The sequence below is a fragment of the Microcella sp. genome (assembly GCF_051860105.1).
GTDB lineage: Bacteria > Actinomycetota > Actinomycetes > Actinomycetales > Microbacteriaceae > Microcella.
Genome location: NZ_JBHYEO010000017.1, coordinates 14110 through 40553 on the forward strand (window position 1 = coordinate 14110; position 26444 = coordinate 40553).

The window sequence follows — 26444 nt, forward strand, 5'->3', positions numbered from 1 at the left end:
AGCCCGCCGTCGGCGCGATGGTGAAGCCCGCATCGACGAGCCCGGCGGCGAGCAGGTCGCGACGACGCTGCATCGTGGCGCGCAGCCCGTCGAAGAACGCGTCGCCGAGCCGCAGTCCGCGAGCGACCGCGCCCTGGAAGGGGGCGCCGTTGACATAGGTGAGCCACTGCTTGACGCCCAGCACCGCCTCGATGAGCGCGGCCGGGCCGGTGACCCAACCGATCTTCCAGCCGGTCACGCTGAAGGTCTTCGCCGCGCTCGACACGGTCAGCGTGCGCGCGGCCGCGCCGGGGTAGGTGGCGATCGGCCGGTGGCGCTCGCCGTCGTAGACGAGGTGCTCGTACACCTCGTCGCTGACGATGACGGCATCGTGCCGCGCGGCCGCCGCAACAATCCGCTCCACGTGCTCGGCCGCGAGGATCGAGCCGGTCGGGTTGTGCGGCGAGTTGAGCACGATCACCCGCGTGCGGTCGGTGATCGCCGCGTCGATCGCGGCACCGATCGGCTGGAAGCCCGGCTCGGTCAGGGGGATCGTCACGTGGCGAGCACCGCTGCGCCCGATGCCCGCGGCGTAGGAGTCTGAGACCGGCTCGAGGGTGCCCCCATCCTCGCCCGGGCCGGCGAGCCCGACCAGGCTCGCGGCGATCGCCTCGGTCGCCCCGGCCGTGACGAGCACCTCGCTCTCAGCGTCGACGGTCAGGCCGTAGAAGCGCTGCTGGTGCTCGGCGATCGCCGCCCGCAGCTCGACGACCCCGCGGCCCGGCGGGTACTGGTTGACCCCCGCGCGGATCGCCTCGACAGCGGCCTCGAGCACCTCGGCCGGGCCGTCGTCGTCGGGGAAGCCCTGCCCCAGGTTGACCGCGCCGTGCTCGAGGGCGAGCGCCGACATCTCGGCGAAGATCGTCGGGCGCACCGTGCCGTCACGGCCGACGAGGCCGGCGGAGCGCGCGGCGTGCATCCACGGGGCCCGCTCGTTCGATGGCCGTTCGACGCTCACAGCGTCAGCGTACCGGCCCCGCGAAAATGAATGCGGACGCATGATGTTCGTCGTGCGAACATCGCGGCGTCGACCCTCTTGAGGCGGCGACGCCGTGCGCGCACACTGAGGGCGTGGTGGTGAATCGGCGAGACGTGGTGCTGATCGTCGACGACGAGCCGGTGATTCGACGCGTTCTGCGTCAGGCCCTCGAGATCGCGGAGTACGCGGTGATCGAAGCGGCCGACGGTGTCGAAGCGATCGCCGTTCTCGAGACGGGTCAGCACCGCGTCTCGGCCGTGCTGAGCGACATCACCATGCCGCGCATGGACGGCCTCGCGCTCGTCGAGCGCCTGCAGGATGCCCATCCGCAGATTCCCGTCGTGCTCGCGAGCGGCGTGCACACCCGCGAGAGCATCCCGACACCGATCGCCGGGCGCATCTCGGGTTTCCTCGACAAGCCCTACTCGCGGGCGAGCGTGCTCGCCGTGATCGCCGCGGCGATCGACCGCGGCGCGGCCGCCTGAGCGATCAGTCGCCGCTGCGCGGAGTGGCGAGCTTCGTCGCCCAGTCGAAGAACACGGCCTTGCCGGGGCTGGTGTCGTCGACGTCGGCGTCGACCCCGCGCGAGAGCAGCGTCGAGAGCCCGTCGATGATGAGGCCGAGGTCATCGTGCGGGGCCGTCAGGGCGAGCCCGGCCGAGCAGGCGGAGAGCACGCTCGACACCATGCGGGCATCCACGTCGGAGCGCACCATGCCGACCTCCTGCAGCGCCTCGATGAGCTCGCCGCGGATTCCGACGGTGGGGGTGTACGAGTAGCTGTGCGAGTTGCGCATGATCGAGTTGAGCGCTTCGCGGTCGATCACGAACAGGGTTTTCGCCAGCGGGCGCTCGTAAACGGCGCTGAGGATGTAGGTGTACATGCGCGAGAGCAGCCCGCCCCGCGGGTCGCGCTCGATGTTCTGCACGACCACCCCGTACATGCCGTGGAACTCTCGGTTGAGCATGGCGACCATCGCGTCGTTCGCCGTCGGGAACATGTCGCTCACCTCGTCGACATCGACTCGCGCGCGCGACGCGATCGAGGCGAGCGTGACAGCCGAGTAGCCGTCGTTCATGAGGATGTCGCTGGCGGCGTCGAGGATGACCTCGACGTCGGTCACGTGGGACTGCGTCATTCGATTGCCCCCGGTTTGGTGGTAGTTCAGTGGCTGTTTCAGTGTAGGTGGCGGACAGACGAATCTGTGTACCTCGTTCGGGGCGCAGATCGGATCGCTCGCGGGCGCTCGCGGTGTGGAGAATCGCCTCGGGATGCCCGGTCTCGCCCTACGGTGACGTGCATGTCTCGCCGCCTCGCCCTGGTCGCTCTGCCGCTCCTACTCGTCGTCGGTTCGCTCGCGGCGTGCACCGAGTCGACGCGCATCCCGCCCGCGGAGCCGCCCGCGGCAACGGAGCCGCTCTTCGCCTCCGACGAGGAGGCCCTCGCGGCCGCGACCGCGGCGTATGAGGAGTTTCTACTCGTCTCTGGCGAAATCCTCCAGGACGGAGGGCAGCAACCAGAACGACTCAAACCGTTGGTTTCTGACGAGGTCTACGAATCTGAGTCTCAGGGCTTCAACGTCTTCCGTGAGAACTCGTATCGGGCCACTGGGTCTTCCCGTCTCGAAGCTGTCGTTCTTCAGCAGCACATTCCAGGAGAGCCAGGTAACGCGGAAGTCCAGATATACACCTGCGTATTCGTGGGTGATGTCGATGTCGTCGATCTGAGTGGTGTTTCTGTGGTGGACCCGCAACGACAGGATTTCATCGAGTACGAAGCACTCTTCTCTAGCAACGATGACGGATTCCTCCGTCTCGAAAGTGAGACGGTCTGGGGTGGTGGTGGCGTGTGCGCTTGACCCAATGGGTATTCGCCCTGGCGCTTCTGGTTGTGCTTGTACCCAACGTGGCCATCGCGAGCCCCGCACCTGAGTGCGACAAAGGTGCGGCGGTGCTGGGCGGCTGCCCGAACGTCGGGGGCGAGGTCGGCGATGGGGGCGCGACCCTCTCCGGCAATGTGACCAACCCGGGCTCGCCGGGGTCCCCGGGCCCGGGCGGTCCAGGTGGCGAGTCCGGCACGTCGACCCTCCCCCCGATGCCGTGCGAGGAGGTGTTCGCCGGCCTCTGCTACGGCGACGGTCGTGACAAGCCCGCCGACCCCGCGCCGGGCATCCCGAGCGTCACCTGGAGCGACCTCGCCGTCTTCCGGCCGCAGCCCGCGATCCAATACATGCAGCCGGACGGCTGGATGGTCGTCGGGCTTCCGACGAACTTCGTCGCCGTGATCGAGCGGCACGTCGTGGCCGGCACCCTGCTCGGGTCGCCAGCCGACGTTCGGTTCACCCCGCAGGCCTACCGTTGGCGCTACGGCGACGGCGAGTCGGCGAGGCTCGGCACGACGGGCGCGAGCTGGGAGGCTCTCGGCCTGCGCGAGTTCGACGCGACGCCGACGAGTCACGTGTATCGGGCATCCGGAACGTACGTGATCGAACTCGACGTCGAATACACCGCCGAATACCGTTTCGCCGGCGGAAGCTGGAGAGCCATGAGCGGCATCATCGTGCTGCCGGCCAACGACCTCATCGCGACGGCGGGCGAGGCGGTCACCGTGCTCGTCGACCGCGACTGCGGCCGCGCCCCAGCAGGCCCCGGCTGCTGACGCGGGCATCCCGTGCCGCGCCCGCATCGGTGCCGGCACCCGAGCCCGCGCGACGCCGACGGTTCCCCTTCCGACCAAGGCGCGGTTGGGTGAAGCGTCGGGAGGCGCTCAGGCGAGCCAAATAGAATGCACAGGTTTGCGGAGGACGCTGACAGCGCCGAAAGGAGCACCTCCCGATGACCAGCTCGACCGAGACGCCTGACACGCCCGACACCCCGGACACCACGGCGCCGCTCCCCACTCCCCGCCCGGACGAGTCGGCAGCGACCGCTGCCCCCGCCGCGCCGGAGACGCCCACTGCACCTCAGATGCCGATCGCGGCGGAGACGCCCGCGGCTCCCGAGGCGTCGGCCACGGGGCTGCCCGCCGCGCCGCCGCCCGCCGCTGCGGCACCCGCGCGCCCCAAACTCGCGATGGCCCCGCTGCTCGGCATGCTCACCGTGGGCGCCCTCATCGGCGGCGTCGCGGGCGGCGGTGTCGTCGCCGCCGTGCTCGCGACCGACTCGACCTCGGTGACCGCGACGCCGGCAATGCCCACCTCGATCACCGTCACCGACCCGGAGGATGCCACGCTCGTCACCGCCGTCGTCGCGAAGGCGATGCCGGCCGTCGTGACGCTCACGGTCGCCGGCGGCGGCTCGTCGGGCAACGGCTCCGGCGTGATCCTGAGCGCCGATGGCTACGTGCTGACGAACAACCACGTCGCCACGCTCGAAGGGGCGACGCTCACTCCGAGCATCCGCGTGACGCTCTCCGACGGCCGCATCTTCGACGCCGAGCTCGTCGGCAGCGACCCGATCGCCGACCTCGCGGTGGTGAAGCTCGACGGGGCCGAGGGGCTGCCGACGATCGAGTTCGGCGACTCCGACGCGCTCAACGTGGGCGACCGCACGGTCGTCATCGGCGCACCGCTGGGTCTCGCCGGCTCGGTCTCGAACGGCATCGTGTCGGCCCTCAACCGATCGATCACCGTGCGCTCGTCGGCCGTGCCCGACCAGCAGCTCGACCAGGTGCAGCCCGACAACGGCTCCGACGCGCCCTTCGACTTCTGGGACTTCGATGTTCCCGGCACCGACTCGACCGAGCCCCGGCCGCTGACCTCCGGCACCGTCTCGCTGCCGGTCATCCAGACCGACGCCGCGATCAACCCCGGCAACTCGGGCGGCGCCCTGCTCGACGACGAGGGCCGACTGATCGGCATCGTCGTCGCGATCGCGACGGCGGGAGGCGGCAGCGGCCAGTCGGGCAGCATCGGCGTGGGCTTCTCGATCCCGTCGAACTTCGCGCAGCGCATCGCCACTGAGCTGATCGAGAACGGGTCGGCCAGCCACGGCCTGCTCGGCGCGAGCGTGACCGACTCGATCAACGACGCCGAGAGCACGGTGGTCGGCGCCCTCGTCGACAGCGTGCTGCCCGGCGGCGCCGCCGAGGTCGCCGGCCTGCGGGCAGGTGACGTCATCACCCGCTTCAACGGTGTGCCGATCGCCGGCAGCGTCGACCTCACCGCCCAGGTGCGGGTGCAGCCCGCGGGGGCGAGCGCCACGCTCACCTACGTGCGCGGCGGCCAGGCGCAAGAGGTCACCGTCACCCTCGGCGAGCTGCAGTAGGCCCCGTGGCGCGAGGGGGATCCGACGACACCGTCGGGCCCCCTCGCGCCGCTACAGGCTCGTCGTGAGGCAGTAGCCTCGACGCTATGGGCCAGCCTGCAGCGTCGCACCCCGGCGTCAGCTACGTCATGCCGGTGTACAACGAAGCGGCCTACATCGACGACGCGATCGAGAGCGTGCTCGCGCAGCAGTACGCGGGCGAGCGCGAGCTCGTGGTCGTGCTCGGCCCCTCGACCGACGGAACGACCGAGCGCGTGCACGCCCGCGCGGCCACGGATGACCGCATCCGCATCGTCGAGAACCCCGATCTGTCGATTCCGCGCAGCCTCAATCTCGGAATCCGCGCCGCCGCCCACGATGTGATCATCCGGGTGGATGCCCACACCGAGTTGCCCGCCGACTACACGGCCCTCGGGGTGGCGACGATGCAGCGCACGGGCGCGGCGAGCCTCGGTGGCCTCATGGTGGCGACCGGTCGCGGGCGCGTGCAGTCGGCCATCGCGCGGGCCTACAACAGCCGCTTCGGGCTCGGGGGCGGGGCGTACCACGGCGGAGCATCCGAAGGCCCCGCCGAGAGCGCCTATCTCGGCATCATGCGTCGCGCACCGCTCGAGCAGGTCGGCCTCTACGACGAGGGCCTCAAGCGCGGCGAGGACTGGGAGCTCAACCTGCGCCTGCGCGAGGCCGGCCACCTGGTCTGGCTCGACCCTGCCCTGCGGGTGGCCTACTGGCCGCGCGACACCTGGGGCAAGCTCGCCCGGCAGTTCACCGCGACCGGCATCTGGCGCGGCGAGCTCGTGCGCCGGCTCGGCGGCCGCAATTCGCTGCGCTACTTCGCACCGCCCGCGCTCGTGCTGGCGAGCGCGGTGAGCGTGGTGCTGCTCGTGCTTGAGCTGACGGGCGTCGTGACGGGGCTCGCCGCCTGGCTGCTGTCGCTCGTCTACCTGGGGCCGCTGCTCTACCTCGTGCTGCTGGCTCTGCTCCTCATCGCCCGATCGAGCGGCACCACCATCGCCGACCGCGCGACGTTCGTCGGCGTCATCGTCGTCATGCACTACAGCTGGGGCGCCGGCTTCCTGCGCGGACTCGCCGTCGGCGCGCGCGACGCCGTCGACCGCTCGCGCATCGAGTCGTGACGCGTTAGAGCAGACCTTCGGCGAGCATCCGGGCCACCACCCGCTCGGCCGCACGCCCGTCATCGTGCGCGGTGAAGCGTGCCCGCCACGCGTCGAGGGCGGGGGATGCCGCTGCCGGCTCGGGCGACTCCGCCAGCCGCGCCAGCTCAGCGATGAGCGCGGCACGGTTCTCGGTCACCGCGACCGGCGCCTCGGCGAGCAGATCGAAGTAGAACCCGCGAAGCTCGCGCTCGTAGTGCTCGCGGTCGGGGGCGAAGAGCACGAGCGGGGTGTCGGTCGCCGTGATGTCGAACATGAGCGAGCTGTAGTCGGTGACGACGACGTCGGCCGCGAGCAGCAGGTCGGCCATGTCGGGGTAGGTCGTCACGTCGAGCAGGCCTGCAGCGTCGAGGTCGCTGCCGTGCCGCAGCGTGCGGCTGTGGCCGCGCACGAGCACGAGGTGCTCGCCCGGCAGCTCGGCGAGCGCGGCCGGCAGGCTCGGCAGGTCGAGGTAGTCGACGAGCTGGCGGGTGTCGTCGCGCCAGGTGGGCGCGTAGAGCACGGCCCGCTGCTCGGGGTGCAGGCCGAGCCGATCGCGCACGGCACGGCGTGCTCTGGCGTCGCCCTCGACCAGCACGTCGTTGCGGGGGTAGCCCTCGACCCAGATCGGCCCGCGGAAGGCGTACGCGCGCCGGAAGATCTCCGCCGCGTAGGCGTTCTGCGCCAGCAGCACCGACCAGCGCCGGCTCTCGCGCCGCACGGCGATGCGCGTGCGCAGGCTCACGCCGTCGCGGTCGAGCGCGAGGCGCTTGAGCATGGTGCCGTGCCAGGTCTGCAGCACGGTCTGGTGGCGGCGGGGCATCCACCGTTTGCGCAGCCAGTCGTTGACGACCAGCAGGCGGGCGTCGGCGCGCACCCGCCACCACTCGGCCGAGCCCTCGATGATCGGCACCGCGCCCTCGGGCACGGCGATCGAGCGGTCGACGACCGACCAGTAGCGCGTGACGTCAGGGCGCACGCGCGCGAGCTCGCGGTCGATCGCGAGCGGGTTGCAGGCCGCCGTCTGGCTGTAGAAGCTCTCGAAGAATACGGCGTTCTCGGGGGTCGCGGTGCGGCGGCGGTACTGCCGCTCGAGGCGCTTCTGGGCGGATGCTCCGCGCTCGTCATCGTCGAGCGGGGCCGCGACGCGCAGCACGAGGGTTCCGGCGTCGGCCCGCAGCTCGGCGCGCAGGAGGTCGGTGCGCAGCGCCGGGCCGGTGTCGGCCGTGACGACCGCTCGAGCGGTCGGGTGCACGGCGTGCTCGAACCGGGTCTCGAGCCGGTAGTCGCCGCTCGGTGGCGCGAGCCTCGGGGTTCCCCAGCGCTCGCCGATCACACGGAAGCCCGCAGTGAACCGGTCGCCCTGCTGCGCGATGTCGGCGGCGATGACGTGACGAGCGCCCACCAACGCGAGCGACTCGACCGGGCGGGGAGACCTGCCCGTCAGTTCGACCACGAGTTCGGCACCGTCGTGCATAGGGTGCGTCGATCGGTCGCGAATGACGGCCGACTCGACCACGAGTCGGTCATTCGCGACCGATGGACCCGTCTCGTGCGCAATCGGCGGCGGACTGTCGACGGCATCCGACTCGCCGAGCAGCGCGACGATCGCGGCGTGCACGCGCTCCGTCGCCCGGCCGTCGAGGTGATCGACGACCTCGTCACGTAGCCAGGCCGCGTGCCCGAGGGCGTCGTCGAGGGCGGGGCCGCCCCCGAGCACGGCCTCGAGCCGCTCGAGGGTCTCGACCCACGTCGTCGCGGGTTCGCCCCCGCTGAACTCGCGGTAGGGCTGGTACAGCCCGCGCGTCGCCAGGTAGTTCGCCAGATCGGGGGCGAAGAACACGCTCGGCACCCCCGCGATGGCGGCGTCGAAGGCGATCGAGCTGTAGTCGGTGACGAGGGCGTCGAGCGCCGGCAGGGCCGGGGTCACCTCGGTGAGGGCCTCGCGGCCGAGCAGCCGGATGCGCGGCGAGCGGGCGGCGCCCTCCGCATACGAGCCCGCGCCGAGCGGGTGCGAGCGGATCAGCAGCGTCGCGCCCGCGCGGTCGGCCCAGGTGGCGATCTGCGACCACTCCGCGGGGGTCGGGATCGCGGCATCCACCGCCCCGTCGCGCCAGGTGGGGGCGTAGAGCACGACCGGTCCGGCATCCGGAAGCGGAGCGCCGCCGGCCGTGACGAGCGCCGCCGATACGAGCGCGCGCGCCGTCGAGCGCCGGGCGTCGGGCGTGCCCGCGAGCAGCACGTCGTCGCGCGGGTCGCCCGTGACGATCACGCGCGATGCCGGCAGCCCGAACGCCGAGCGGATGCGCGCCGCCACGAGCTCGGAGGCGACCGGGAACAGCGTGATCTGGGCCCCCGCCCGCCGGTAGAGCGCGGCCATCAGTCGGCCGACGCCCGGCAACGAGCCGATGAGCGGCAGGCGCAGGGCGGCTCCCGTGTCGAGGTGCAGGCGCTTGAGCGGGATGCCGTGCCACAGCTGCACGACGCGCGCGCCGCTCACCCCGAAGCGGTTGACGTCGCCGAACCCGTGCGTCACGACGACGACGCCCGCGCGCAGCGTGGCCCAGAGCCCGCGCGGCCCGCGCTTCGGCAGCGCCCGCAGGCCGCGCGCCCGTGCCTCGGCGAGCTCGTCGGCGCTCGATGCGAGCCACGTGAGCTGGCGCTCCGGTTCGCGTGCGGCCGTCAGCTCGAGCAGCACCAGCGCGCCCTCGCCCAGGCCGATGCCCGAGCCGAACACCCACCGGCGGGGGCTGCGCGGCACGAGCACGGCGGCGAGCGCCCCGAGCGCGTAGAGCGGGGCGCGAGCGAGCGCGCGCGCATTGCCGGCGCTGAACGTGAAGCGGGCCATCGCGCCCGATTCTGTCACGCATCAGCCGTTCGCCACTCAGGCAGAACAGCGGAATACGCCGCACAGCTCGATGGGGTGCCTCGCTCAGCCTGAATTGCGAACAAGTCGGTAACGGTGTGGCTGTTTGGCCGAGCGGCCCGGGCGCCCGCTGGGAGAATCAGGATCGTGTCGATTCTGAGCCAGGCCAAGACCGCGCGCCGCATCGTGCGCAACCTGCTGCGCTCGCGCCGCAACCGCAACGCTCTTGCCGAGCGGCTGAAAGACGAAACACCTGCGGCCCCCGGCACGATCGAGATCGCCGTGTACTTCGCCGACACGCGCGTGAACCTCTACCAGATCCGTCAGTGGTACGCGCCGCTCGCCGAGCTCGCGCGCGAGCATCCGGTCGCCATCATCAGCCGCAGCCCGGGCACCATGATGACGCTGCTCGACGAATCGCCCGTGCCGTCCGTCTACCTGCGCAAGGTGACCGACCTCGAGCGCTTCGTCGTCGAGCAGCCGCTGCGCATCGTGTTCTACGTCAACCAGAACACCAAGAACTTCCAGATGTTCCGCTACGGCCGCATGTGGCATGTGTTCATCAACCACGGCGAGTCCGACAAGATGTACATGACCACCAATCAGTACAAGGCCTACGACTACGCCTTCATCGCGGGTGAGGCGGCGCGCGAGCGGCTGGCGCGCAAGCTCTGGGACTACGACCTCGATCGCAAGACCCTGCAGATCGGGCGCCCGCAGGCCGACCACTTCGCCGGCGAGACGCCGTACGCGCCCGACGACCGCACGGTCGTGCTCTACGCGCCCACCTGGGAGGGCGACCGCCCCGCGGCGGCGTACGGCTCGATCGCCAGCCATGGCGAAGCCCTCGTGGATGCCCTGCTCGCGACCGGCCGCCACCGCATCGTCTACCGTCCCCACCCGCGCAGCGGGGTGGTGAGCCGCGCCTACGGCGACGCCAACCGGCGCATCATTCAGGCTCTGGAGCGCGCCAACGCCGCCGACCCGTCAGCGCAGCACGTGCACGACACGGGGGCCGCGCTCGGCTGGCAGCTCGCCGCCGCCGATGTCGCGATCACCGACATCTCCGCGATGGTCTACGACCGGCTGGCGACCGGCAAGCCGATCATCATCGCGCGGCCCGCGTCGCCCGAGGCCGAGATCGACGATTCCGGGTACCTGAGCGCCTGCGAGTGGCTGCACGCCGACGACGCCGCGAGCGTGGTGCCGCTCGTCGACCGCGTGCTGACGAGCGCGGAGGCCCACGACACGCTCACGCACTGGGTGCGACGGTATTTCGGTGACACGACTCCGGGCGCGGCGACGGCGCGCTTCCACGCCGCGGTCGACGCGCTCTACGCCGAGTGGAACCGGGTCGCGGCGCTCCACGCGCACGATCCGATCACGTCGGAGTCGAACCCTTTCGACGACGAAGACGACGAGGACGAGGCTCCTTCGGAGGACTAACCGCGTCGAGCTCGGCCGGCCACCGCGCCGGTGCCGGGCCGAAGGCCTGCTGGGCCGTGCGCACCACTTTGCCGCCGATGAGCCGGTTGCCGGCTCCGCCGATGACGGCGCCGATGCCGAAGGGCACGAGGCGGCCGGCCATGCTGCCGCCCTGCTTGACGGCCATCGACCTGACGAGCTCGTCGCGCAGGCGCTTGTTGAGCAGGCCGACGAGAGCCTTCGGCATGCCGGCCGTGATCGATTCGCCCCAGTACTGGGTGCGGTCGGGGCCGACGCCCGTGGCCTGCCCGACGAACTGCTGCACGAGGTCTTTGCCCGGCCCGCCGAGCATGAGCGCCATGACGAGGTTGTGGGCGCGCTCTTCGTCATCGACGACGATGCCGTGGATCTCGGCGACGGACTGGGCGAACAGCGCGGTCATCTCGAAGAACGCGACCGTCTCGACGCCGATCACGGTGAGCCCGAGCGCGGTGCCGACGCCGGGGATGAGCGACGCGGCACCGCTGCCCGCGCCCGTGAGCGTGACGCTGTTGAGGAACCGCCGTTCGAGGATCATGACGACCTGCTCGGGCGTCGCCGCGGGGTACTGGCGCCGGATCGATCGGATGTGCAGCAGCACGGCGGGCCTCTGCGCCGACATCGCGGCGCGGAGCCCGCGCACGAGGAGCGGGTCGACCTCGGGGGCCGCGGCCGCGGGGCCGACCGTTGCGACATCATCGATCGGGATGCCCTGCAGCGGGCCGCGGTCGGTGGCACGGGGCGCCGCGACCGCGTCGTCGTGCTCGCTCGGGGTGAGGGTCACCGGTTCCTCCTGACGTCGCGCATCCCAGTGTATGAGCGGCTGCTGGGCGGTGGTCGGGCGGGCGTCAGACGGTGGTGCTGCCGTAGTCGCGGTTGTACGCCGCGAGCACCTCGCCGATGGAGGAGTCGAGCACGAGCTCGCCCTTGTCGAGGTAGAGGCCGCGCGTGCAGAAGCGCTTCAGATCGCGCTCGTTGTGCGAGACGAAGAACAGCGTGCGCCCGCCCGCGAGCAGCGCGTCGATGCGGGCGTAGCACTTGTCGCGGAAGGCCTTGTCGCCCACCGCGAGCACCTCGTCGACGAGCAGGATCGGTTCTTCGAGGCGCGAGATGACCGAGAACGCCAGGCGCACCTTCATGCCGCTCGACAGGTGCTTGTAGGGCGTGCCGACGAAGTCGCGCAGCTCGGCGAAGTCGATGATCTCGTCGTAGCGCTCGTCGATCTCGGTCTTCGACATGCCGTGCAGGCCGGCCGTGAGATACAGGTTCTCGCGCACCGTCAGGTCGTCGACGAAGCCGCCCGTGATCTCGATGAGCGGTGCCACGCCGCCGCGCACCTCGACCGCGCCCTCGTCGGGCAGCATGACGCCGGCGACGAGCTTGAGCAGCGTCGACTTGCCCTGGCCGTTGCGGCCCACGACGCCGATCGCCTCGCCGGCGCGCACCTCGACGTCGACGCCGCGCAGCGCCCAGAACTCGTCGGGCCGCGAGCGGCGCTTCGAACCGGCGAACAGGTCTTTGAACGATCGCCGTCCACGACGATTGCGTCGGAAGCGGATGCCCGCTCCCGACACGCGGATGACCGTCTCGGTCGTCATCAGACCTCCTTCAGCACGGCGCGCTCCATGCGCCGGAAGACGAGAACTCCCAGACCGAGGATGACGAGGCTCATGACGGCCGCGATGAGCACGGCGCGGGCATCCAGCTGATCGGGGAAGAAGCTCGCCCGGTACAGCGAGATGATGCCCGCGAGCGGGTTGAACGAGGCCCAGACGTCGAGCCCGCCCGGCAGGTCGCTCAGGCCGTAGATGATCGGCGAGGCGTAGAACAGGAAGCGCAGGATGAGCTTGACCGCGCGCTCGAGGTCGCGGAAGAACACCACGAGCGGCGCGATGATGAGCCCGAGCCCGACGGTGAGCACGGCCTGCAGCGCGACCGCGACCGGCAGCCAGACGACACCGGCCGTGAGCTCGGCCCCGAAGATGATCGCGAAGACCACGATGACGGGCAGCGCGGCGACGAACTCGATGCCCTTCGAGAGCACGATGCGGGTGACCCAGACCGTGCGGGGGATGCGCGTCGACCGCACGAGCTTCGCGTCCTTGATGAACGCGCGCGTCGCGTCGCCCACGGCGCCGTTGAACCACATCCAGGGCAGCAGGCCGGCGAGCAGGAAGACGATGTACGGGTCGGCGCCGATCGTGCGGTCGACCACCTGCGTGAAGACGAACCAGTAGATGATCGCCATCACGAGCGGGTCGAGCACCGACCAGAGGTAGCCGAGGAACGAGGTGGCGTATCGCACCTTGAGGTCGCGGCTCGTGAGCAGCCACAGCGACTGCCGGTACACCTGCGCGGGGCTGCGCTCGGGGCGCGGCGGCGGGGCGGAGGTCACGAACGACAACGCTAGCGCCACGCGCATCGCTTCGCCCGCGAATCGGGCGTCGAGCCGTGCGCGGTCGGACTCGGTTCTCGGGGGAGCCGACGGCTCAGACGTGCAGGTTGGCCCGCTCGAGGTCTTCGGCGAAGTCGATCTCGACCGCGTAGAGGTCGCTGATGTCGACGGGCTCGACGGTGATGCCGTCGTGCTCGATCGCGAGCTCGATGCCGCGCTCGAAGTAGTCCTGGTCGGCGCAGCGCGTGAGGTGGTGCATGAGCACGGCCTTGTCGCGGCTCGAGATGTAGTTGATGCCCACGGCCTCGCCGAGGCCGCCGACGACGGTCTTCGAGAGCTTCTGGATGAAGCCTTCCGCGTCGACGGTGTACTTGACCTCTTCGTCGCTCACGGTCGAAGTGTTGACGCTCACGAACGAGCGGTCGGCGTGCACGAGGCTCGCGACGCGCACGAGCACCTGCGGGTCGAAGACGACGTCGCCGTTCATCCACAGCACGCCGTGCTTGCCGGTCGCCTTGAGCGCGCGCAGCAGGCTCTTCGAGGTGTTCGTCTGGTCGTACTGCTCGTTGTAGACGTACTCGACCTCGGGGAAGGCGTCGATGATGTGCTCGAGCTTGTAGCCGACGACGGTCGTGATGGTCACGTCGGTGCCGAAGGCAGCGGCGATGTTGTCGTGCTGCTGGCGCATGATCGTGCGCCCGTCGTTGAGCTCGGTGAGGGGCTTCGGCAGCTCGCGGCCGAGTCGGCTGCCCATGCCGGCGGCGAGGATGACGACCTGAGTGGTCATGTGATGGCTCCTGATGTGTCAGTCGTGAAGACGACGTGAGAATGGGGACACACCGTTGTGCTATCCGATCGTACCGGCCCGGGCCCCGGATGGTCACGATCTGTTCACCCTTTGTTTCCGAACTGTGACCCGGCGCCCGGAGGTGATCAGGAGGCGCGGCGCGGCGCGCCCCGGTTGATAGCGTTGAGCCTGTGGAATCCTCGCCAGCATCGCCCCAGCGCTCCGGGAAGCCCGCCCGGTCGGCCGCGAGCCGTGCAGCGAAACCCCCGGTGAAGACCGCGAAACCAGCCGCACGCACCAGCCCCCCGCGCCCGCGGGCGAAGAAGGTCGTTCCCGATCCGCCGGTGGTTCTCGAGGTGACCGGGCTGCGCAAGTCGTTCGGCGGCGTGGTCGCTGTCGACGACGTCAGTCTCACGGTGCGCCGCGGGGCGGTCTTCGGTTTCGTGGGCCCCAACGGGGCCGGCAAGACCACGACCCTGTCGATGATCACGGGATTGCTTCGTCCGGATGCGGGGCGTGTCGTCGTCGGAGGCACCGACGTCTGGCGCACGCCGGCCGCGGCGAAGAGCAAGCTCGGCGTGCTTCCCGACCGGATGCGTCTGTTCGATCGCCTCACGGGGGCGCAGATGCTCTACTACTCCGCGGTGCTGCACGGCCTCGATCGCGACGCGGCGCGTGCCCGCACCGACGATCTGGCCGTCGCGCTGGGTCTCGATGGCTCCCTCGACCGCCCCGTGCGCGACTACTCGATCGGCATGGTCAAGAAGATCTCGCTCGCGGCGGCGCTCATCCACTCGCCGTCGGTGCTCGTGCTCGATGAGCCGTTCGAGTCGGTCGACCCTGTGTCGACCGCGCAGGCCGTCGAGCTGCTGCAGCGATTCGCCGCGGCGGGCGGCACCGTCGTGCTCTCGAGCCACAACATGGATCTGGTCGAGCGCGTCTGCACCAGTGTCGCTGTCATCGTCGCGGGCCGAATCCTCGCCTCGGGAACCATCGACGATGTGCGGGCCGGCGAGAGCCTCGAAGAGCGCTTCGTCGATCTCGCGGGCGGCCGCGTCGCCGTGGAGGGCCTCGAATGGTTGACCACGTTCTCCGACTGAAGCTGGCGCTGCTCGGGTCGGCCTTCCGGCCCGGAGCGACGCTCGCCCGCACGCTCGCGGTCATCGTTCTCGCCATCGCCGTGGGGTCGGCGATCATCGTGCTGTCGGGTGCGATCGACGTGCGGCTGGCGAGCCATCGCGCGGGTCTCGTCATCGTCGCCTCATCGCTCGCCCTCGCCGTCGCCGTCGCGCCGCTGAGCGCCGGTCTCGGCTCGGCTCTCGAGCCGCGACGATTCGCGTCGTTCCCGATCGAGCCCCGGCGCCTCGCCGTGTCGCTCGCCGCCGCCGGTGCCGTCGGGCTGCCCGGCGTGCTCGCCGCCGTGCTGGGAATCGGGCTCGAGCGGGCCTGGGCCGGTACCCCCACCGCGGGCGCCGCCATCGTGGCGGGCGTGCTCGCGGCGGTGGCGATCATCCTGATCTCGCAGTACCTCGTCGCCGTCGGCGCCCAGCTCGCCGTCTCGCCCTCCGCCCGCCGCCTCGTCACCGGCGTCGCGCGGGCCGTCATCGTCATCGCCCTCGCCGCCGCCACGACGACCGTGCTCGCGGTTCGGGCGGGCGGCGATGACGACATCCTCATCGCGATCGCCCGCACGCTCGCCAACACCCCGCTCGGCATGCTCTGGGCCGTGCCCGCGAGCGCCCTCGCCCCCCTGCTCGCGCGGCTGCTCGGCGGCGCCATCATGATCGCCGTGCTGGTGTGGGGCTGGGGGTGGATCGTCGCCCGACTCGTCGAGGCGCCCCAGCGCCCGCGCAGCGCCGCCACGACCACGGGGCTCGGGTGGTTCGACCTCGTTCCGGCGACCCCGGCCGGGGTCATCGCCGCCCGCAGCCTTCTCTACTGGACGCGCGATGCCCGGTACCGCGCTGTGCTTCTCGCGCTGCCCGTGGCACCGGTCATCATGATGCTCGCGTTCGCGGTCGCCGGGGCGCCGCTGCCGCCGCTCTGGCTCGTGCCGCTGCCCGTGCTGGCCCTCTTCCTCGGCTGGTTCGCCCACAACGACGTCGCCTACGACCACACCGCCGTCTGGATGCACGTGGCCGCTCCCGTGCCGGGCGCTGCCGACCGCTGGGGCCGGTGCGTGCCGCCGCTCTTGCTTGGCGTGCCGCTCGTGCTCGTGCTGGCGCCGCTGTTCGCGCTCTGGTCGGGGGTCGACGGCGTGCTGCCTGCGCTCATCGGCGTGAGCCTCGGCCTCCTGCTCACGGGCCTCGGCGTCGCGAGCGTCTCGTCGGCGATCGGCGCCTACCCGGCGGCTCGCCCGGGCGCGGGGCCGTTCGACCAGCCCCCGACGCTCGGCGCCCGGGCGGGCTGGACCCAATCGCTCGCGCTTCTCGCGACCCTCGCGTTCATGGCCCCCGCGCTCACGGCCGCCATCTGGGGCTTCACGTCGCCCGTGTGGTTCGCGGTGGCCGGTATCGCCGGCGCCGCGACCGGGGTCGGGATGCTGCTGCTGGGCATCGTCATCGGCGGCCGGGCGTTCCGGCGACGGGCCCCCGAGCTGCTCGACCTCGTGCTGCGCACCTAGCCGAGCCGCCGACGTCGCCGGGCGGATGAGCCCGGTGCGGGCATCCGCCCCCGTCGTAGACTGATCGCATGGCGACACTGGACGAACCGGGCGGAGCAGGCCAGGGCGGCGGCACCGATGTGCTCGACCGCGAGCTCGAGAAGCTGCTGAACGAGGAGCAGCTCGAAGACGGCGACCACGAGCGCTTCTCGCACTACGTGCCCAAGAACAAGATCATCGAGTCGGCGCTCACCGGCAAGCCCGTGCGGGCCCTGTGCGGCAAGAAGTGGACGCCGGGGCGCGACCCCGAGAAGTTTCCGATCTGCCCCGACTGCCAGAAGATCTACGAGAAGATGCGCGACGAGTAGGTGGCCGACCGCACCTGGAGCCTCGGCGGCGCCCTCAAAGGGCTGTTCACGAGCCCGACCATCGATGACGACACGTGGGACGACCTCGAGTCCGCGCTCATCGGCGCCGACTTCGGCCCCGACCTGGCCGATGAGATCCTCGACGAGCTGCGCGCGAACGTCGCGAAGTTCAAGACCACCGATCCGCGCGACCTCAAGCGCATGCTGCGCGAAGCCATCGAGGAGCGCCTGGCCCGGCATGACCCGACCCTGACGCTCAGCAACCGCCCCGCTGTCGTGCTCGTGGTCGGGGTGAACGGCGTCGGCAAGACGACGACGATCGGCAAGTTCGCGAAGTTCTTGACCGGATACGGGCGCACCGTCGTCGTCGGCGCGGCCGACACGTTCCGCGCAGCGGCGGTCGACCAGCTCGCGACGTGGGCCGAGCGCGCGGGCGCGCAGGTCGTGCGGCCGCAGCACCCGGGGCAGGATCCGGCGAGCGTCGCCTACCAGACGGTGCAGTTCGCCATCGACAACGGCGTCGATATCGCGATCGTCGACACCGCGGGCCGCCTGCAGACGAAGGCCGGCTTGATGGATGAACTGGGCAAGGTCACGCGCGTCATCGAGAAGCTCGCGCCGATCGCGGAAGTGCTGCTCGTGCTCGACGGCACGACGGGTCAGAACGGTCTGGCGCAGGCCGAGGCGTTCATTGAGAGCGCGGGGGTGACCGGGCTCGTCGTCACGAAGCTCGACGGCTCGGCGAAGGGCGGGTTCGTGCTGCGCGTGCAGCAGCAGACGGGCATCCCGATCAAGCTCATCGGTCAGGGCGAGGGCATCGGCGACCTGACCGGGTTCACGCCGCACGTGTTCGCGGCGAGCCTGGTGCCCTGACGCGCGCACAGCAGAATCACGATACCCTAGGGGGTATGAACCCTCGGGCTCAGCGACTGCTCCGCGGGATGCTCGTCACGGGTACGACCGTGGCGCTCGCGTCGACCGCGCACCTCGTTGCGGGTGGCGCGGCACCTGGTGTGGCGGGGCTCGCCATCGCGATGCTGCTCGGCTCAGTTCTCGGCCTGTGGTTGCTCGACGATTCTCGCCTTCGGCCGGTGCGCACGGCTGTCGTGGTCGCCGGGGCACAGATTGTCTTTCACGCGGTCTTCAGCTGGGGCACGCTGGGCGCGGCGTCGCCCATCGGTGATCACGGCAGCCACGGTGCTGTCGCCCCCTCTGAGCTCGCGACGGTCTTAACGCACGACCACTCCAACATGGTGCTCGCCCACGTTGTCGCGGGCCTCGTGTCTCTTGTGCTCTTGCTCAGTGAGCAGAGAATCGTCGACACCGCCGTGGCGCTCAGCGTGAGCGTTGTGCGCCGCCTTCACCCCGTCGTGAGCGTTTCGACAGTGGCGGTTCGCCCGGTCGCGCCGCTGACCCGCGATGCCGCGCACCCTCGAGGTCGGTCGAGTCTTCCACCGCCGCTTCGTCGAGGTCCACCGCTTTTCATCGCAATCGGCTGAACACGGCGCGACAACGATCGCGTCGTGCAACCGTGCGGGTCAGACACCGTTCGGTTCTCGACTGTGTGCAGAAGCGCACCGCCGAGTGGTCCGCCTGCTCAGCGCAGCGCGGTCTCGTTCCGCACGACGAGTGCGGTCACCCGGCGCGGCATCACCGCGCCAGCAGAACGTGTTCTGCGTGCTCGAGCGGAGCATTCGCTTGAGCGACTTCAGAAGGAGAAGTCCCATGGATTCCACAACAACCTCATCCCACCGATTCTCGCTCCGTCGAGCGGGTCTTGCGACGAGCCTTGCCGTGATTGCCGCCCTCGCGCTCAGCGCGTGCGCGACGTCCGAGACGGCTGCTGACACCGATGCGCCGGCAACCGCGGCCGACTCGATTCAGATCGTCGACGGCTGGGTCAAGGCGGTCGACGACGGCATGACGGCCGCGTTCGGCATGATCGAGAACTCGAGCGATGCCGACATCACCATCGTGGCGGCCAGCTCAACCGTGTCGCCGATGATGGAGCTTCACGAAGTCGTCATGAGCGACGGCGCGATGGTCATGCAGCAGAAGGAAGGCGGCATCCTTGTCGCCGCGGCCAGCATGCACGAGCTGGCGCCAGGCAACGATCACATCATGATGATGGGCGTGAGCGAGGCTCTCTTGCCGGGTGACGAGGTCATGATCACGCTCGAGTTCTCTGACGGTTCAACGCTTGAGCACAGCTTCACGGTGAAGGAGTTCTCGGGCGCCGACGAAGAGTACATGGGCGACATGGGCGACATGGGAGACGAGTAGTCCCATGCCCGCGAACGCTCACGTGACACCCGGCGACGCCCAGCGCGCCACGTCACGCTCTGACGCGGGCGTCAGCCGGCGGCATCTCCTTCTGGGAGGTGCCGCCGGTGTCGGCGCCGCAGGACTGGGTGTGGCAGGCGGTTTTGCTCTCGGAACCGCACCGTCGAGCGACCCCGCACGCCTCGACGGTCTCGCTGCCGCACCGGGCTCCCTCGCAACGACCGTGGTGCCTTTTCATGGCACCCACCAGGCGGGCATCGAACTGCATCCGCAAGCGCACAGTTCGTATCTTGCATTCGACCTCGCACCCGGCGTCGACCGTGACGGAGTGCGACGGATGCTCCGCCTCATCACGAGCGACGCCGAGCGTCTCACGGCCGGCCGGCCGGCCCTCGCCGATACGGAGCCCGAACTGGCCCTCACGCCCGCCCGCCTCACCGTGACCGTCGGGTTCGGGCCGGGCCTTGTCGACCGGGTCAGCCCAGAGGCTCGGCCGTCGTGGTTGGCCCCCCTCCCGCCCTTCGCAATCGATCGTCTCGACCCACGCTGGTCGGGCGGTGACCTGCTTCTCGAGGTTGCGGCAGACGACCCGATGTCGATTGCCCACGCATCGCGCATGCTGGTGAAGGACATCCGTCGTTACGCAGTGATTCGATGGCGACAAGACGGTTTTCGCAACGCCGCGAGCGTCGTGCCTCATGGCGCAACGCAACGCAACCTGTTCGGGCAGCTCGACGGAACGGCGAATCCGGCACCGGGGTCAGAGTCTTTCGCGCGGGTGGTGTGGCGCAACGGCGGGTCGCCGTCGTGGCTCGATGGGGGCACGAGCTATGTCATTCGCCGCATCGCCATGAACCTCGACACCTGGGATGAACTTGACCGCGGCAGCCGTGAGCAAGCCGTGGGTCGTCGTCTCGCGAACGGGGCGCCCCTCAGCGGCAGTCAGGAGTTCGACGCTCCCGACCTCGAGGCCCGCACCCCCGTTGGGCTCCCGGCCATCTCGGCGGTCTCGCACGTCGCGCGCGCGAGGTCGGCTGATGGCGCGCCGCAGATCATGCGGCGGGGCTACAACTACGACATGACCGCCGGTAGTGGCACTGATGCGGGTCTCATCTTCGGCTCTCTCCAGGCCGACCCGCTGGCGCAGTTCGTGCCGATTCAGCAGCGCTTGGCCGAGGTCGACCTGCTCAACCTCTGGACGACGCCGATCGGTTCGGCCGTGTTCGCCGTGCCACCAGGGTGCCAGCCAGGGGGTTACATCGGCGAGACGCTCGTGTGATCGGTGCCGATCTCGAGAGCCGCGTGCTCCGCCGAGAGCATGAGGTAGGTCTCGGCGTTGCGCCGGATGCCCGCCACTTCCTCCTCGGTCAGCTCGCGCCGCACCTTCGCGGGCACGCCGGCCACGAGCGACCGGGGCGGCACGATGGTGCCTTCGAGCACGACCGCACCCGCGGCGACGAGCGACTCGCGCCCGATGACGGCGCCGTTGAGCACCGTCGCGCTCATGCCGATGAGGCAGTCGTCGTCGATCGTGCAGCCGTGCAGCATCGCCGCGTGCCCGACGCTCACGCCGCGGCCGACGATCGTGGGCTTTCCGGGGTCGCCGTGCACGGTCACGTTGTCTTGCAGGTTCGAGCCCTCGCCGACCTCGATGAGGTCGCGGTCGGCGCGCAGCACTGCACCGTAGAACACCGAGGCGCGCGGGTGGATGCGCACCTGGCCGATGAGCGTGGCGTTCGGGGCGACCCACGCCGTGGCATCCACCTGGGGTTCGTGACCGAAGATTGCGCGTCGCATGGTTCCTCCTGAGGGCCGGTGCCCACAGTCAACCAGAGCCCGCCGCCTAGAATGGGGCCACTATGGCGACCTTCGGCACCCTCTCCGACCGGCTCACTGCGACCTTCACCGCTCTGCGCACCAAGGGCAAGCTCAGCCCGGCCGACGTCGACGGCACGGTGCGCGAGATCCGCCGCGCTCTGCTCGACGCCGACGTCGCCCTTCCCGTGGTCAAAGACTTCACGGCGGCGGTGCGCGAGCGCGCCCTGGGCGACGAGGTCAACAAGGCGCTCAACCCCGCTCAGCAGGTCGTGCAGATCGTCAACGACGAGCTCATCACGATTCTCGGCGGCCAGCAGCGGCGCCTGCAATTCGCGAAGAACCCCCCGACGGTCATCATGCTCGCGGGCCTGCAGGGTGCCGGCAAGACGACGCTCGCGGGCAAGCTCGCCAAGTGGCTGAAGGCGGATGGCCACACGCCGCTGCTCGTCGCCGCCGACCTGCAGCGCCCGAACGCCGTGCAGCAGCTGCAGGTCGTGGCCGAGCAGGCCGGGGTCGCGGTCTTCGCGCCCGAGCCGGGCAACGGGAAGGGCGATCCCGTACGGGTCGCGAAAGACGCGCTCAAGCACGCGACGACGGCCCTGCACGACGTCGTCATCGTCGACACCGCCGGCCGTCTCGGCGTCGACGCCGAGCTCATGAAGCAGGCCGCCGACATTCGCAAAGCTGTCGACCCCGACGAGGTGCTCTTCGTTATCGACGCCATGATCGGTCAAGACGCGGTCGCGACGGCGAAGGCCTTCCAAGAGGGCGTCGACTTCACGGGCGTCGTGCTCTCGAAGCTGGATGGCGACGCGCGCGGCGGCGCCGCGCTGAGCGTCGCGAGCATCACGGGCCGGCCCATCATGTTCGCCTCGACCGGCGAGGGCCTCGACGACTTCGAGCCCTTCTACCCCGACCGCATGGCGAGCCGCATCCTCGACCTCGGCGACATCCTCACCCTCATCGAGCAGGCGCAGAAGAGCTTCACCGAAGAAGAGGCGCGCAAGACGGCCGAGAAGTTCGCGAGCGACAGCTTCACGCTCGAAGACTTCCTCGCCCAAATGCAGCAGCTCAAGAACATGGGCTCGATCAAGGGCATGCTCGGCATGCTTCCCGGCGCCCGCGGCATGCGCGAGCAGCTCGACAACTTCGACGAGCGCGAGCTCGTGCGCACCGAGGCGATCATCCAGTCGATGACGCCCGCCGAGCGCCGCGTGCCGAAGCTGCTCAACGGCTCGCGCCGCCTGCGCATCGCGCGCGGGTCGGGCACGACCGTCACCGAGGTCAACTCCCTCGTCACGCGGTTCGAGCAGGCCGCGAAGATGATGAAGACCGTCGCGAAGGGCGGCATGCCGCAGATTCCCGGCATGGGCCCGATGCCCGGCATGGGCGGCGGCGGAGGAGCCGCGGCCGCCCGGAAGGCCGCGGCGAAGAAGAAGGGCAAGGGTGCCTCCAAGTCGGGCAACCCGGCGAAGCGCGCGGCCGAGGAGGCCGCTCGCGCGCAGGGGCTGAAGCCCGGTGCGGGTGCGGGCGCATCCGGAGCCGGATTCGGTCTCGGGGGCGGCGCGGCGGCTGGCGCCCAGCCGAGCGCCGACGACCTCGCGACCATCCAGAAGCTGCTCGGTCGCTGAGTTCAGCGCGGCTCGCCCGCGACGTAGGGTGATGCCATGAGCTCGCCCGACGTCGTGCCCTCGCCCGCTCCGACCGCTGTCGACACCGCCGCCGCCGTGCGTGCCGGCACGACGACCGCCGTCGCCGAGACCCGGGCCGCCCTCGCCCGCATCGCCGACCTCGACCCCGCTCTCGGCGCCTTCCAGCTCGTGCGGGCCGAGCGCGCGCTCGCCGAGGCCGCTGCGGTGGATGCGCGTGTCGCCGCAGGGGAGCACCTGCCGCTCGCGGGTGTGCCGATCGCGATCAAAGACAACATCCCCGTCGCGGGCGAGCCGATGCGCGAGGGCAGCGCCGCCACGAGCGCTGAGCCGCGCCCCGCCGACCACGAGGTCGTCGCCCGCCTGCGCGCCGCGGGCGCGGTCGTCGTCGGGATCACGCGCGTGCCCGAGCTCTGCGTGTTCGGCACGACCGACTCGGTCTACGGAACCACCCGCAACCCGCACAACCCTGACCGCACGTCGGGTGGCTCCTCGGGGGGTTCGGCCGCCGCGGTCGCGAGCGGCATGGTCTCCGTCGCGCACGCCGCCGACGGCATGGGATCCATCCGCATCCCTGCCGCCAACTGCGGGCTCGTGGGCCTCAAGCCCGGGTCGGGCCTCGTGCCCGCCGACATGGGCGCGCACAGCTGGTTCGGCATGAGCGAGAACGGCCCGCTCGCGACCACGGTGGCGGATGCCGCTCTCGTGCTCTCCGTCATGGCGGGCCGCCCGGCGCTCGCCGAGGTGGCGGCCCCGCGTCCGCTACGCGTCGGGCTCGCCACGGGCATCCCGACGCCGCTGGCGACACTCGCCCCCGAGTGGAAGGCGGCCGCTGACCGCGCCGCCGCAACGCTGCGGGCCGCCGGGCACGAGGTGGTCGATCTGGTGATCCCGTACCCGGCCGACCCGCTGCCCGTGCTCGCGCGCTGGTTCGCCGGCGCGGCCGATGATGCCGCGCACGAGGGGCTCGACGTGCGCCGCCTCGAGCCGCGCGTGCGTGCGCACGTGCGCGCGGGCCGCGTGCTGCGGCGGCTCGGCGGACTGCGCCCCGGGCCGGTCGATCGCCTGCGCGCGCGGGTCGAGGCCGCCACGGCCGACGTCGACGTCATCCTCACACCGGGCCTCGCCAAGCCGGGGCCCGTCGCCGAGGGCTGGCACCGGCGCGGCTGGGTCGCGAACCTGCGCGCCAACATCGGCTACGCACCCTACGCGGCCCTGTGGAACCTGCTCGGGTGGCCGGCCGCCGCCGTGCCCGCCGGGTGGCATGACGACGCGCAGGTGCCGCTCGCGGTGCAACTCGTGGCGCATCCCGCCGCCGACGGAGCGGGGGAGGCGCTGCTGCTGAGCGTCGCCGCGCAGCTCGAGGCGGCGAGCCCCTGGGCCCGCATCGCCGACCCGGCGGCGACCGTAGGCTGAGAGGCATGACGTCTCGACCCGTGCGCCTCGGCGTGCAGCTGCGGCCCCAGCACACCTCCTACGAGCGGATCCGCGACGCGGCCGCCGAGCTCGACGCCCTCGGCGTCGACGTGATCTTCAACTGGGACCACTTCTTCCCGCTCTACGGCGAGCCCGATGGCCAGCACTTCGAGTCGTGGACGATGCTCGCGGCGATCGCCGAGCAGACGACGCACGCCGAGCTCGGGGCCCTCGTCAACTGCAACAGCTACCGCAACGCCAACCTGCAGGCCGACATGGCCCGCACGATCGACCACATCAGCGCCAAGGGCGGTGAGGGCCGGTTCATCTTCGGCACCGGCTCGGGCTGGTTCGAGCGTGACTACGACGAGTACGGCTACGAGTTCGGCACCGTGGGCGGTCGACTGGATGCCCTGGCCGACGCCCTGCCGATCATCCGTGATCGCTGGTCGCGCCTGAACCCCGCCCCCACCCGCGACATCCCCATCTTGATCGGGGGCGGCGGCGAGAAGAAGACGCTGCGCATCGTCGCTCAGCACGCCGACATCTGGCACTCGTTCGCCGACGTGCCGACGCTCGAGCACAAGCTCGGCGTGCTCGCCGGGCACGGTGCGGCGGTGGGCCGAGACGTGGGCGAGATCGAGATCTCGGTCGAGATCCGCGAGCGCACGACGAAGCAGGCCGACGAGCTGCACGCCGTCGGCGCGACGCTCTTCACGCTGGGCCTCGACGGCCCCGAGTTCGACATGGCCCCCGTGCGCGAGTGGCTGAGCTGGCGCGACGGGCACCGCTGAGCGGGGTCCGCAGCCCGCGGCGGCGGAGCCCGCGAAAATCTGCCAGAATGGGGGGTCGAGTGCTCGCGCGCCCGACCCTCTAATCAGGCGGCGCGAGCATCCATCACGAGCTTTCGCGCCGAGTGTGCCCCACGCAGCCGGTCGCAACTCATCCCTTCACACATTTCGGAGAAACGTGGCTGTCAAGATTCGCCTCAAGCGCATGGGCAAGATCCGTGCACCGTACTACCGCATCGTCGTCGCCGACTCGCGCACCAAGCGCGACGGCCGCGCGATCGAGGAGATCGGCAAGTACCACCCCACGGAGGAGCCCTCGGTCATCGAGGTCAACTCCGAGCGCGCCCAGTACTGGCTGAGCGTCGGCGCCCAGCCGAGCCCGCAGGTGCTCGCGCTGCTCAAGCTCACGGGCGACTGGGGCATGTTCAAGGGCGAGAAGGGTGCCAAGAGCACCGTCAAGTTCGCTGAGCCCAAGGCCGAGTTCGTCATGGACGAGAAGAAGAAGCCGGTGCTCAAGCCCAAGGCCGAGAAGCCCGTCGCCGAGAAGGCTCCGGTCGCCGAGGCGCCCGCCGCTGACGAGGCCGCGGAGGCCCCCGCCGTCGAGGTCGTCGAGGAGGCCGCTGAGGCTCCCGTCGAGGCCCCCGCGGAGGAGGCTGCCGCCGAGGCTCCCGCTGAGGCCGCTGCCGCCGACGACGCCGAGGCCGAGAAGGCCTGACGCACGTGCTCGCTGACACGCTCGAACATCTCGTCAAGGGGATCGTCGATCACCCCGACGATGTCGCCGTCGTCGCGCAGAGCTCTGCTCGCGGCGAGGTCCTCGAGGTGCGCGTGCACCCCGAGGACCTCGGCCGCGTGATCGGCCGCGGCGGACGCACCGCCAAGGCCCTCCGCACGGTCATCTCGTCGCTCGCCGACGGGCGTCGCGTGCGCGTCGACGTCGTCGACACCGATCAGCTGTGAGCCCGGCTGCGCAACAGCTGCGGGTCGGTCGTCTCACCAAAGCCCACGGGCTCAAGGGTGCGCTGAAGCTCGAGCTCTTCACCGATGACCCCGATAAGCGCTTCACGCCGGGTGCCGTCTTCACCTTGCAGGTGCCGACGAGCTCGCCCTGGCACGGCAAGACGCTCACGCTCGCTGAGCTCCGCTGGTACAACGGCCAGCCGGTCGGCTTCTTCGAGGGTGTCGCCGATCGCACCGGTGCCGAGAGCCTCGTGAAGGCCATCCTGTGGATCGATCAGGACACCGACGAGGCCGACGAGCCCGACGCCTGGTACGACTTCCAACTCGTCGGCCTGCGCGCGCTGCGCGACGGCGTCGAGGTGGGCACGGTCGCGCGGGTCGAGCACTTCCCCGCGCAAGACCTCCTCGTCGTGAAGGCCGGCGAGCGCGAGGTGCTCGTGCCGTTCGTCGCCGCGATCGTTCCGTCTGTCGACATCGCCGCTGGCACGGTGACGATCACTCCGCCGGTGGGGCTCTTCGAAGAGCTGCCCGACGACGACCAGCCGGGCGACGACGGGCCGCCCGCCGACCCCGAGGCCGACGTCGCCCCCTCTGCCTAGACTGCAGAGC

General features: G+C 70.7%; 27 protein-coding genes. 19 read left to right on the forward strand and 8 right to left on the reverse strand.

The window, feature by feature from the left end; all coding sequences use genetic code 11:
• The coding region (locus ACTIE9_RS09950) for an aminotransferase class I/II-fold pyridoxal phosphate-dependent enzyme (protein WP_439565454.1) at positions 1–958 on the reverse strand (958 nt) is incomplete at its 3' end.
• A 152-nt stretch (positions 959–1110) separates the two neighbouring features.
• Here ACTIE9_RS09950 and ACTIE9_RS09955 point away from each other — a divergent pair.
• Complete coding sequence (locus tag ACTIE9_RS09955) at positions 1111–1503, forward strand: response regulator (RefSeq protein ID WP_439565421.1); 393 nt, start codon at positions 1111–1113, stop codon at positions 1501–1503.
• Between the two features lie 4 nt (positions 1504–1507).
• Here ACTIE9_RS09955 and ACTIE9_RS09960 read toward each other — a convergent pair whose 3' ends face one another.
• Entirely contained in the window at positions 1508–2140 is a 633-nt protein-coding gene (locus tag ACTIE9_RS09960; protein WP_439565422.1) for a TetR/AcrR family transcriptional regulator, read from the reverse strand.
• 177 nt (positions 2141–2317) lie between these two features.
• On the opposite strand from ACTIE9_RS09960, the gene ACTIE9_RS09965 reads away from it, so the two are divergent.
• The 4 genes from ACTIE9_RS09965 to ACTIE9_RS09980 all read left to right on the forward strand — a co-directional run bounded on the left by ACTIE9_RS09965 (position 2318) and on the right by ACTIE9_RS09980 (position 6418).
• The gene (locus tag ACTIE9_RS09965; protein ID WP_439565423.1) at positions 2318–2875 is read left to right on the forward strand and encodes a hypothetical protein; all 558 of its coding nucleotides are present in this window, start codon (positions 2318–2320) and stop codon (positions 2873–2875) included.
• Positions 2876–3111: 236 nt separating this feature from the next.
• Positions 3112–3675 (forward strand): PKD domain-containing protein, encoded by a 564-nt coding sequence (locus ACTIE9_RS09970; RefSeq protein WP_439565424.1) that lies wholly within the window; start codon positions 3112–3114, stop codon positions 3673–3675.
• Between the two features lie 176 nt (positions 3676–3851).
• The gene (locus tag ACTIE9_RS09975; protein WP_439565425.1) at positions 3852–5282 is read left to right on the forward strand and encodes a S1C family serine protease; all 1431 of its coding nucleotides are present in this window, start codon (positions 3852–3854) and stop codon (positions 5280–5282) included.
• Positions 5283–5368: 86 nt separating this feature from the next.
• Positions 5369–6418, forward strand: coding sequence for a glycosyltransferase family 2 protein (locus tag ACTIE9_RS09980; RefSeq protein WP_439565426.1), 1050 nt, complete (start codon positions 5369–5371; stop codon positions 6416–6418).
• Between the two features lie 4 nt (positions 6419–6422).
• Here ACTIE9_RS09980 and ACTIE9_RS09985 read toward each other — a convergent pair whose 3' ends face one another.
• Complete coding sequence (locus ACTIE9_RS09985) at positions 6423–9284, reverse strand: CDP-glycerol glycerophosphotransferase family protein (RefSeq protein ID WP_439565427.1); 2862 nt, start codon at positions 9282–9284, stop codon at positions 6423–6425.
• Positions 9285–9449: 165 nt separating this feature from the next.
• On the opposite strand from ACTIE9_RS09985, the gene ACTIE9_RS09990 reads away from it, so the two are divergent.
• Complete coding sequence (locus ACTIE9_RS09990) at positions 9450–10748, forward strand: CDP-glycerol glycerophosphotransferase family protein (RefSeq protein ID WP_439565428.1); 1299 nt, start codon at positions 9450–9452, stop codon at positions 10746–10748.
• Here the strand turns inward: ACTIE9_RS09990 and ACTIE9_RS09995 are convergent.
• The 4 genes from ACTIE9_RS09995 to ACTIE9_RS10010 form a co-directional block, all read right to left on the reverse strand.
• Positions 10684–11550, reverse strand: coding sequence for a hypothetical protein (locus tag ACTIE9_RS09995; RefSeq protein WP_439565429.1), 867 nt, complete (start codon positions 11548–11550; stop codon positions 10684–10686). The two genes, ACTIE9_RS09990 and ACTIE9_RS09995, sit on opposite strands and share 65 nt — an antisense overlap.
• A gap of 64 nt (positions 11551–11614) precedes the next feature.
• On the reverse strand, positions 11615–12364 hold the full coding sequence (locus ACTIE9_RS10000; protein ID WP_439565430.1) for an ABC transporter ATP-binding protein: 750 nt from the start codon (positions 12362–12364) through the stop codon (positions 11615–11617).
• The gene (locus tag ACTIE9_RS10005) at positions 12364–13161 is read right to left on the reverse strand and encodes an ABC transporter permease (protein ID WP_439565431.1); all 798 of its coding nucleotides are present in this window, start codon (positions 13159–13161) and stop codon (positions 12364–12366) included. The genes ACTIE9_RS10000 and ACTIE9_RS10005 overlap by 1 nt, the downstream gene beginning before the upstream one ends.
• 94 nt (positions 13162–13255) lie before the next feature.
• Complete coding sequence (locus ACTIE9_RS10010; protein ID WP_439565432.1) at positions 13256–13948, reverse strand: NTP transferase domain-containing protein; 693 nt, start codon at positions 13946–13948, stop codon at positions 13256–13258.
• A gap of 344 nt (positions 13949–14292) precedes the next feature.
• On the opposite strand from ACTIE9_RS10010, the gene ACTIE9_RS10015 reads away from it, so the two are divergent.
• The 7 genes from ACTIE9_RS10015 (at position 14293) to ACTIE9_RS10045 (ending at position 20480) form a co-directional block, all read left to right on the forward strand.
• The gene (locus ACTIE9_RS10015; protein WP_439565433.1) at positions 14293–15048 is read left to right on the forward strand and encodes an ABC transporter ATP-binding protein; all 756 of its coding nucleotides are present in this window, start codon (positions 14293–14295) and stop codon (positions 15046–15048) included.
• Entirely contained in the window at positions 15024–16571 is a 1548-nt protein-coding gene (locus tag ACTIE9_RS10020; protein WP_439565434.1) for an ABC transporter permease, read from the forward strand. The genes ACTIE9_RS10015 and ACTIE9_RS10020 overlap by 25 nt, the downstream gene beginning before the upstream one ends.
• Positions 16572–16639: 68 nt before the next feature.
• Positions 16640–16918: a DUF3039 domain-containing protein gene (locus tag ACTIE9_RS10025; RefSeq protein ID WP_255158924.1), complete on the forward strand. Its 279-nt coding sequence runs from the start codon at positions 16640–16642 to the stop codon at positions 16916–16918.
• A complete protein-coding gene (gene ftsY / locus ACTIE9_RS10030; protein ID WP_439565435.1) occupies positions 16919–17791 on the forward strand; it encodes a signal recognition particle-docking protein FtsY in 873 nt (290 codons plus the stop codon).
• A 35-nt stretch (positions 17792–17826) separates the two neighbouring features.
• Positions 17827–18417: a hypothetical protein gene (locus ACTIE9_RS10035; RefSeq protein ID WP_439565436.1), complete on the forward strand. Its 591-nt coding sequence runs from the start codon at positions 17827–17829 to the stop codon at positions 18415–18417.
• A 226-nt stretch (positions 18418–18643) separates the two neighbouring features.
• The gene (locus tag ACTIE9_RS10040) at positions 18644–19201 is read left to right on the forward strand and encodes a copper chaperone PCu(A)C (protein ID WP_439565437.1); all 558 of its coding nucleotides are present in this window, start codon (positions 18644–18646) and stop codon (positions 19199–19201) included.
• Positions 19202–19205: 4 nt separating this feature from the next.
• Positions 19206–20480: a Dyp-type peroxidase gene (locus ACTIE9_RS10045; RefSeq protein ID WP_439565438.1), complete on the forward strand. Its 1275-nt coding sequence runs from the start codon at positions 19206–19208 to the stop codon at positions 20478–20480.
• On the opposite strand, the gene ACTIE9_RS10050 is transcribed toward ACTIE9_RS10045, so the two are convergent.
• Positions 20456–20998 (reverse strand): gamma carbonic anhydrase family protein, encoded by a 543-nt coding sequence (locus ACTIE9_RS10050; protein ID WP_439565439.1) that lies wholly within the window; start codon positions 20996–20998, stop codon positions 20456–20458. The genes ACTIE9_RS10045 and ACTIE9_RS10050 overlap by 25 nt on opposite strands.
• A gap of 62 nt (positions 20999–21060) precedes the next feature.
• Here ACTIE9_RS10050 and ffh point away from each other — a divergent pair, with 62 nt between their 5' ends.
• The 6 genes from ffh (at position 21061) to rimM (ending at position 26434) form a co-directional block, all read left to right on the forward strand.
• Entirely contained in the window at positions 21061–22650 is a 1590-nt protein-coding gene (gene ffh, locus ACTIE9_RS10055; protein ID WP_439565440.1) for a signal recognition particle protein, read from the forward strand.
• Positions 22651–22686: 36 nt separating this feature from the next.
• A complete protein-coding gene (locus tag ACTIE9_RS10060; RefSeq protein ID WP_439565441.1) occupies positions 22687–24084 on the forward strand; it encodes an amidase in 1398 nt (465 codons plus the stop codon).
• A gap of 5 nt (positions 24085–24089) precedes the next feature.
• Positions 24090–24878 (forward strand): LLM class F420-dependent oxidoreductase, encoded by a 789-nt coding sequence (locus ACTIE9_RS10065; RefSeq protein WP_439565442.1) that lies wholly within the window; start codon positions 24090–24092, stop codon positions 24876–24878.
• Between the two features lie 175 nt (positions 24879–25053).
• Positions 25054–25590: a 30S ribosomal protein S16 gene (gene rpsP, locus ACTIE9_RS10070; protein ID WP_439565443.1), complete on the forward strand. Its 537-nt coding sequence runs from the start codon at positions 25054–25056 to the stop codon at positions 25588–25590.
• 5 nt (positions 25591–25595) lie between these two features.
• Entirely contained in the window at positions 25596–25835 is a 240-nt protein-coding gene (locus ACTIE9_RS10075; RefSeq protein WP_255158931.1) for an RNA-binding protein, read from the forward strand.
• A complete protein-coding gene (rimM, locus tag ACTIE9_RS10080; protein WP_439565444.1) occupies positions 25832–26434 on the forward strand; it encodes a ribosome maturation factor RimM in 603 nt (200 codons plus the stop codon). Before ACTIE9_RS10075 ends, rimM begins: the two co-directional genes overlap by 4 nt.
• Positions 26435–26444: the final 10 nt, after the last annotated feature.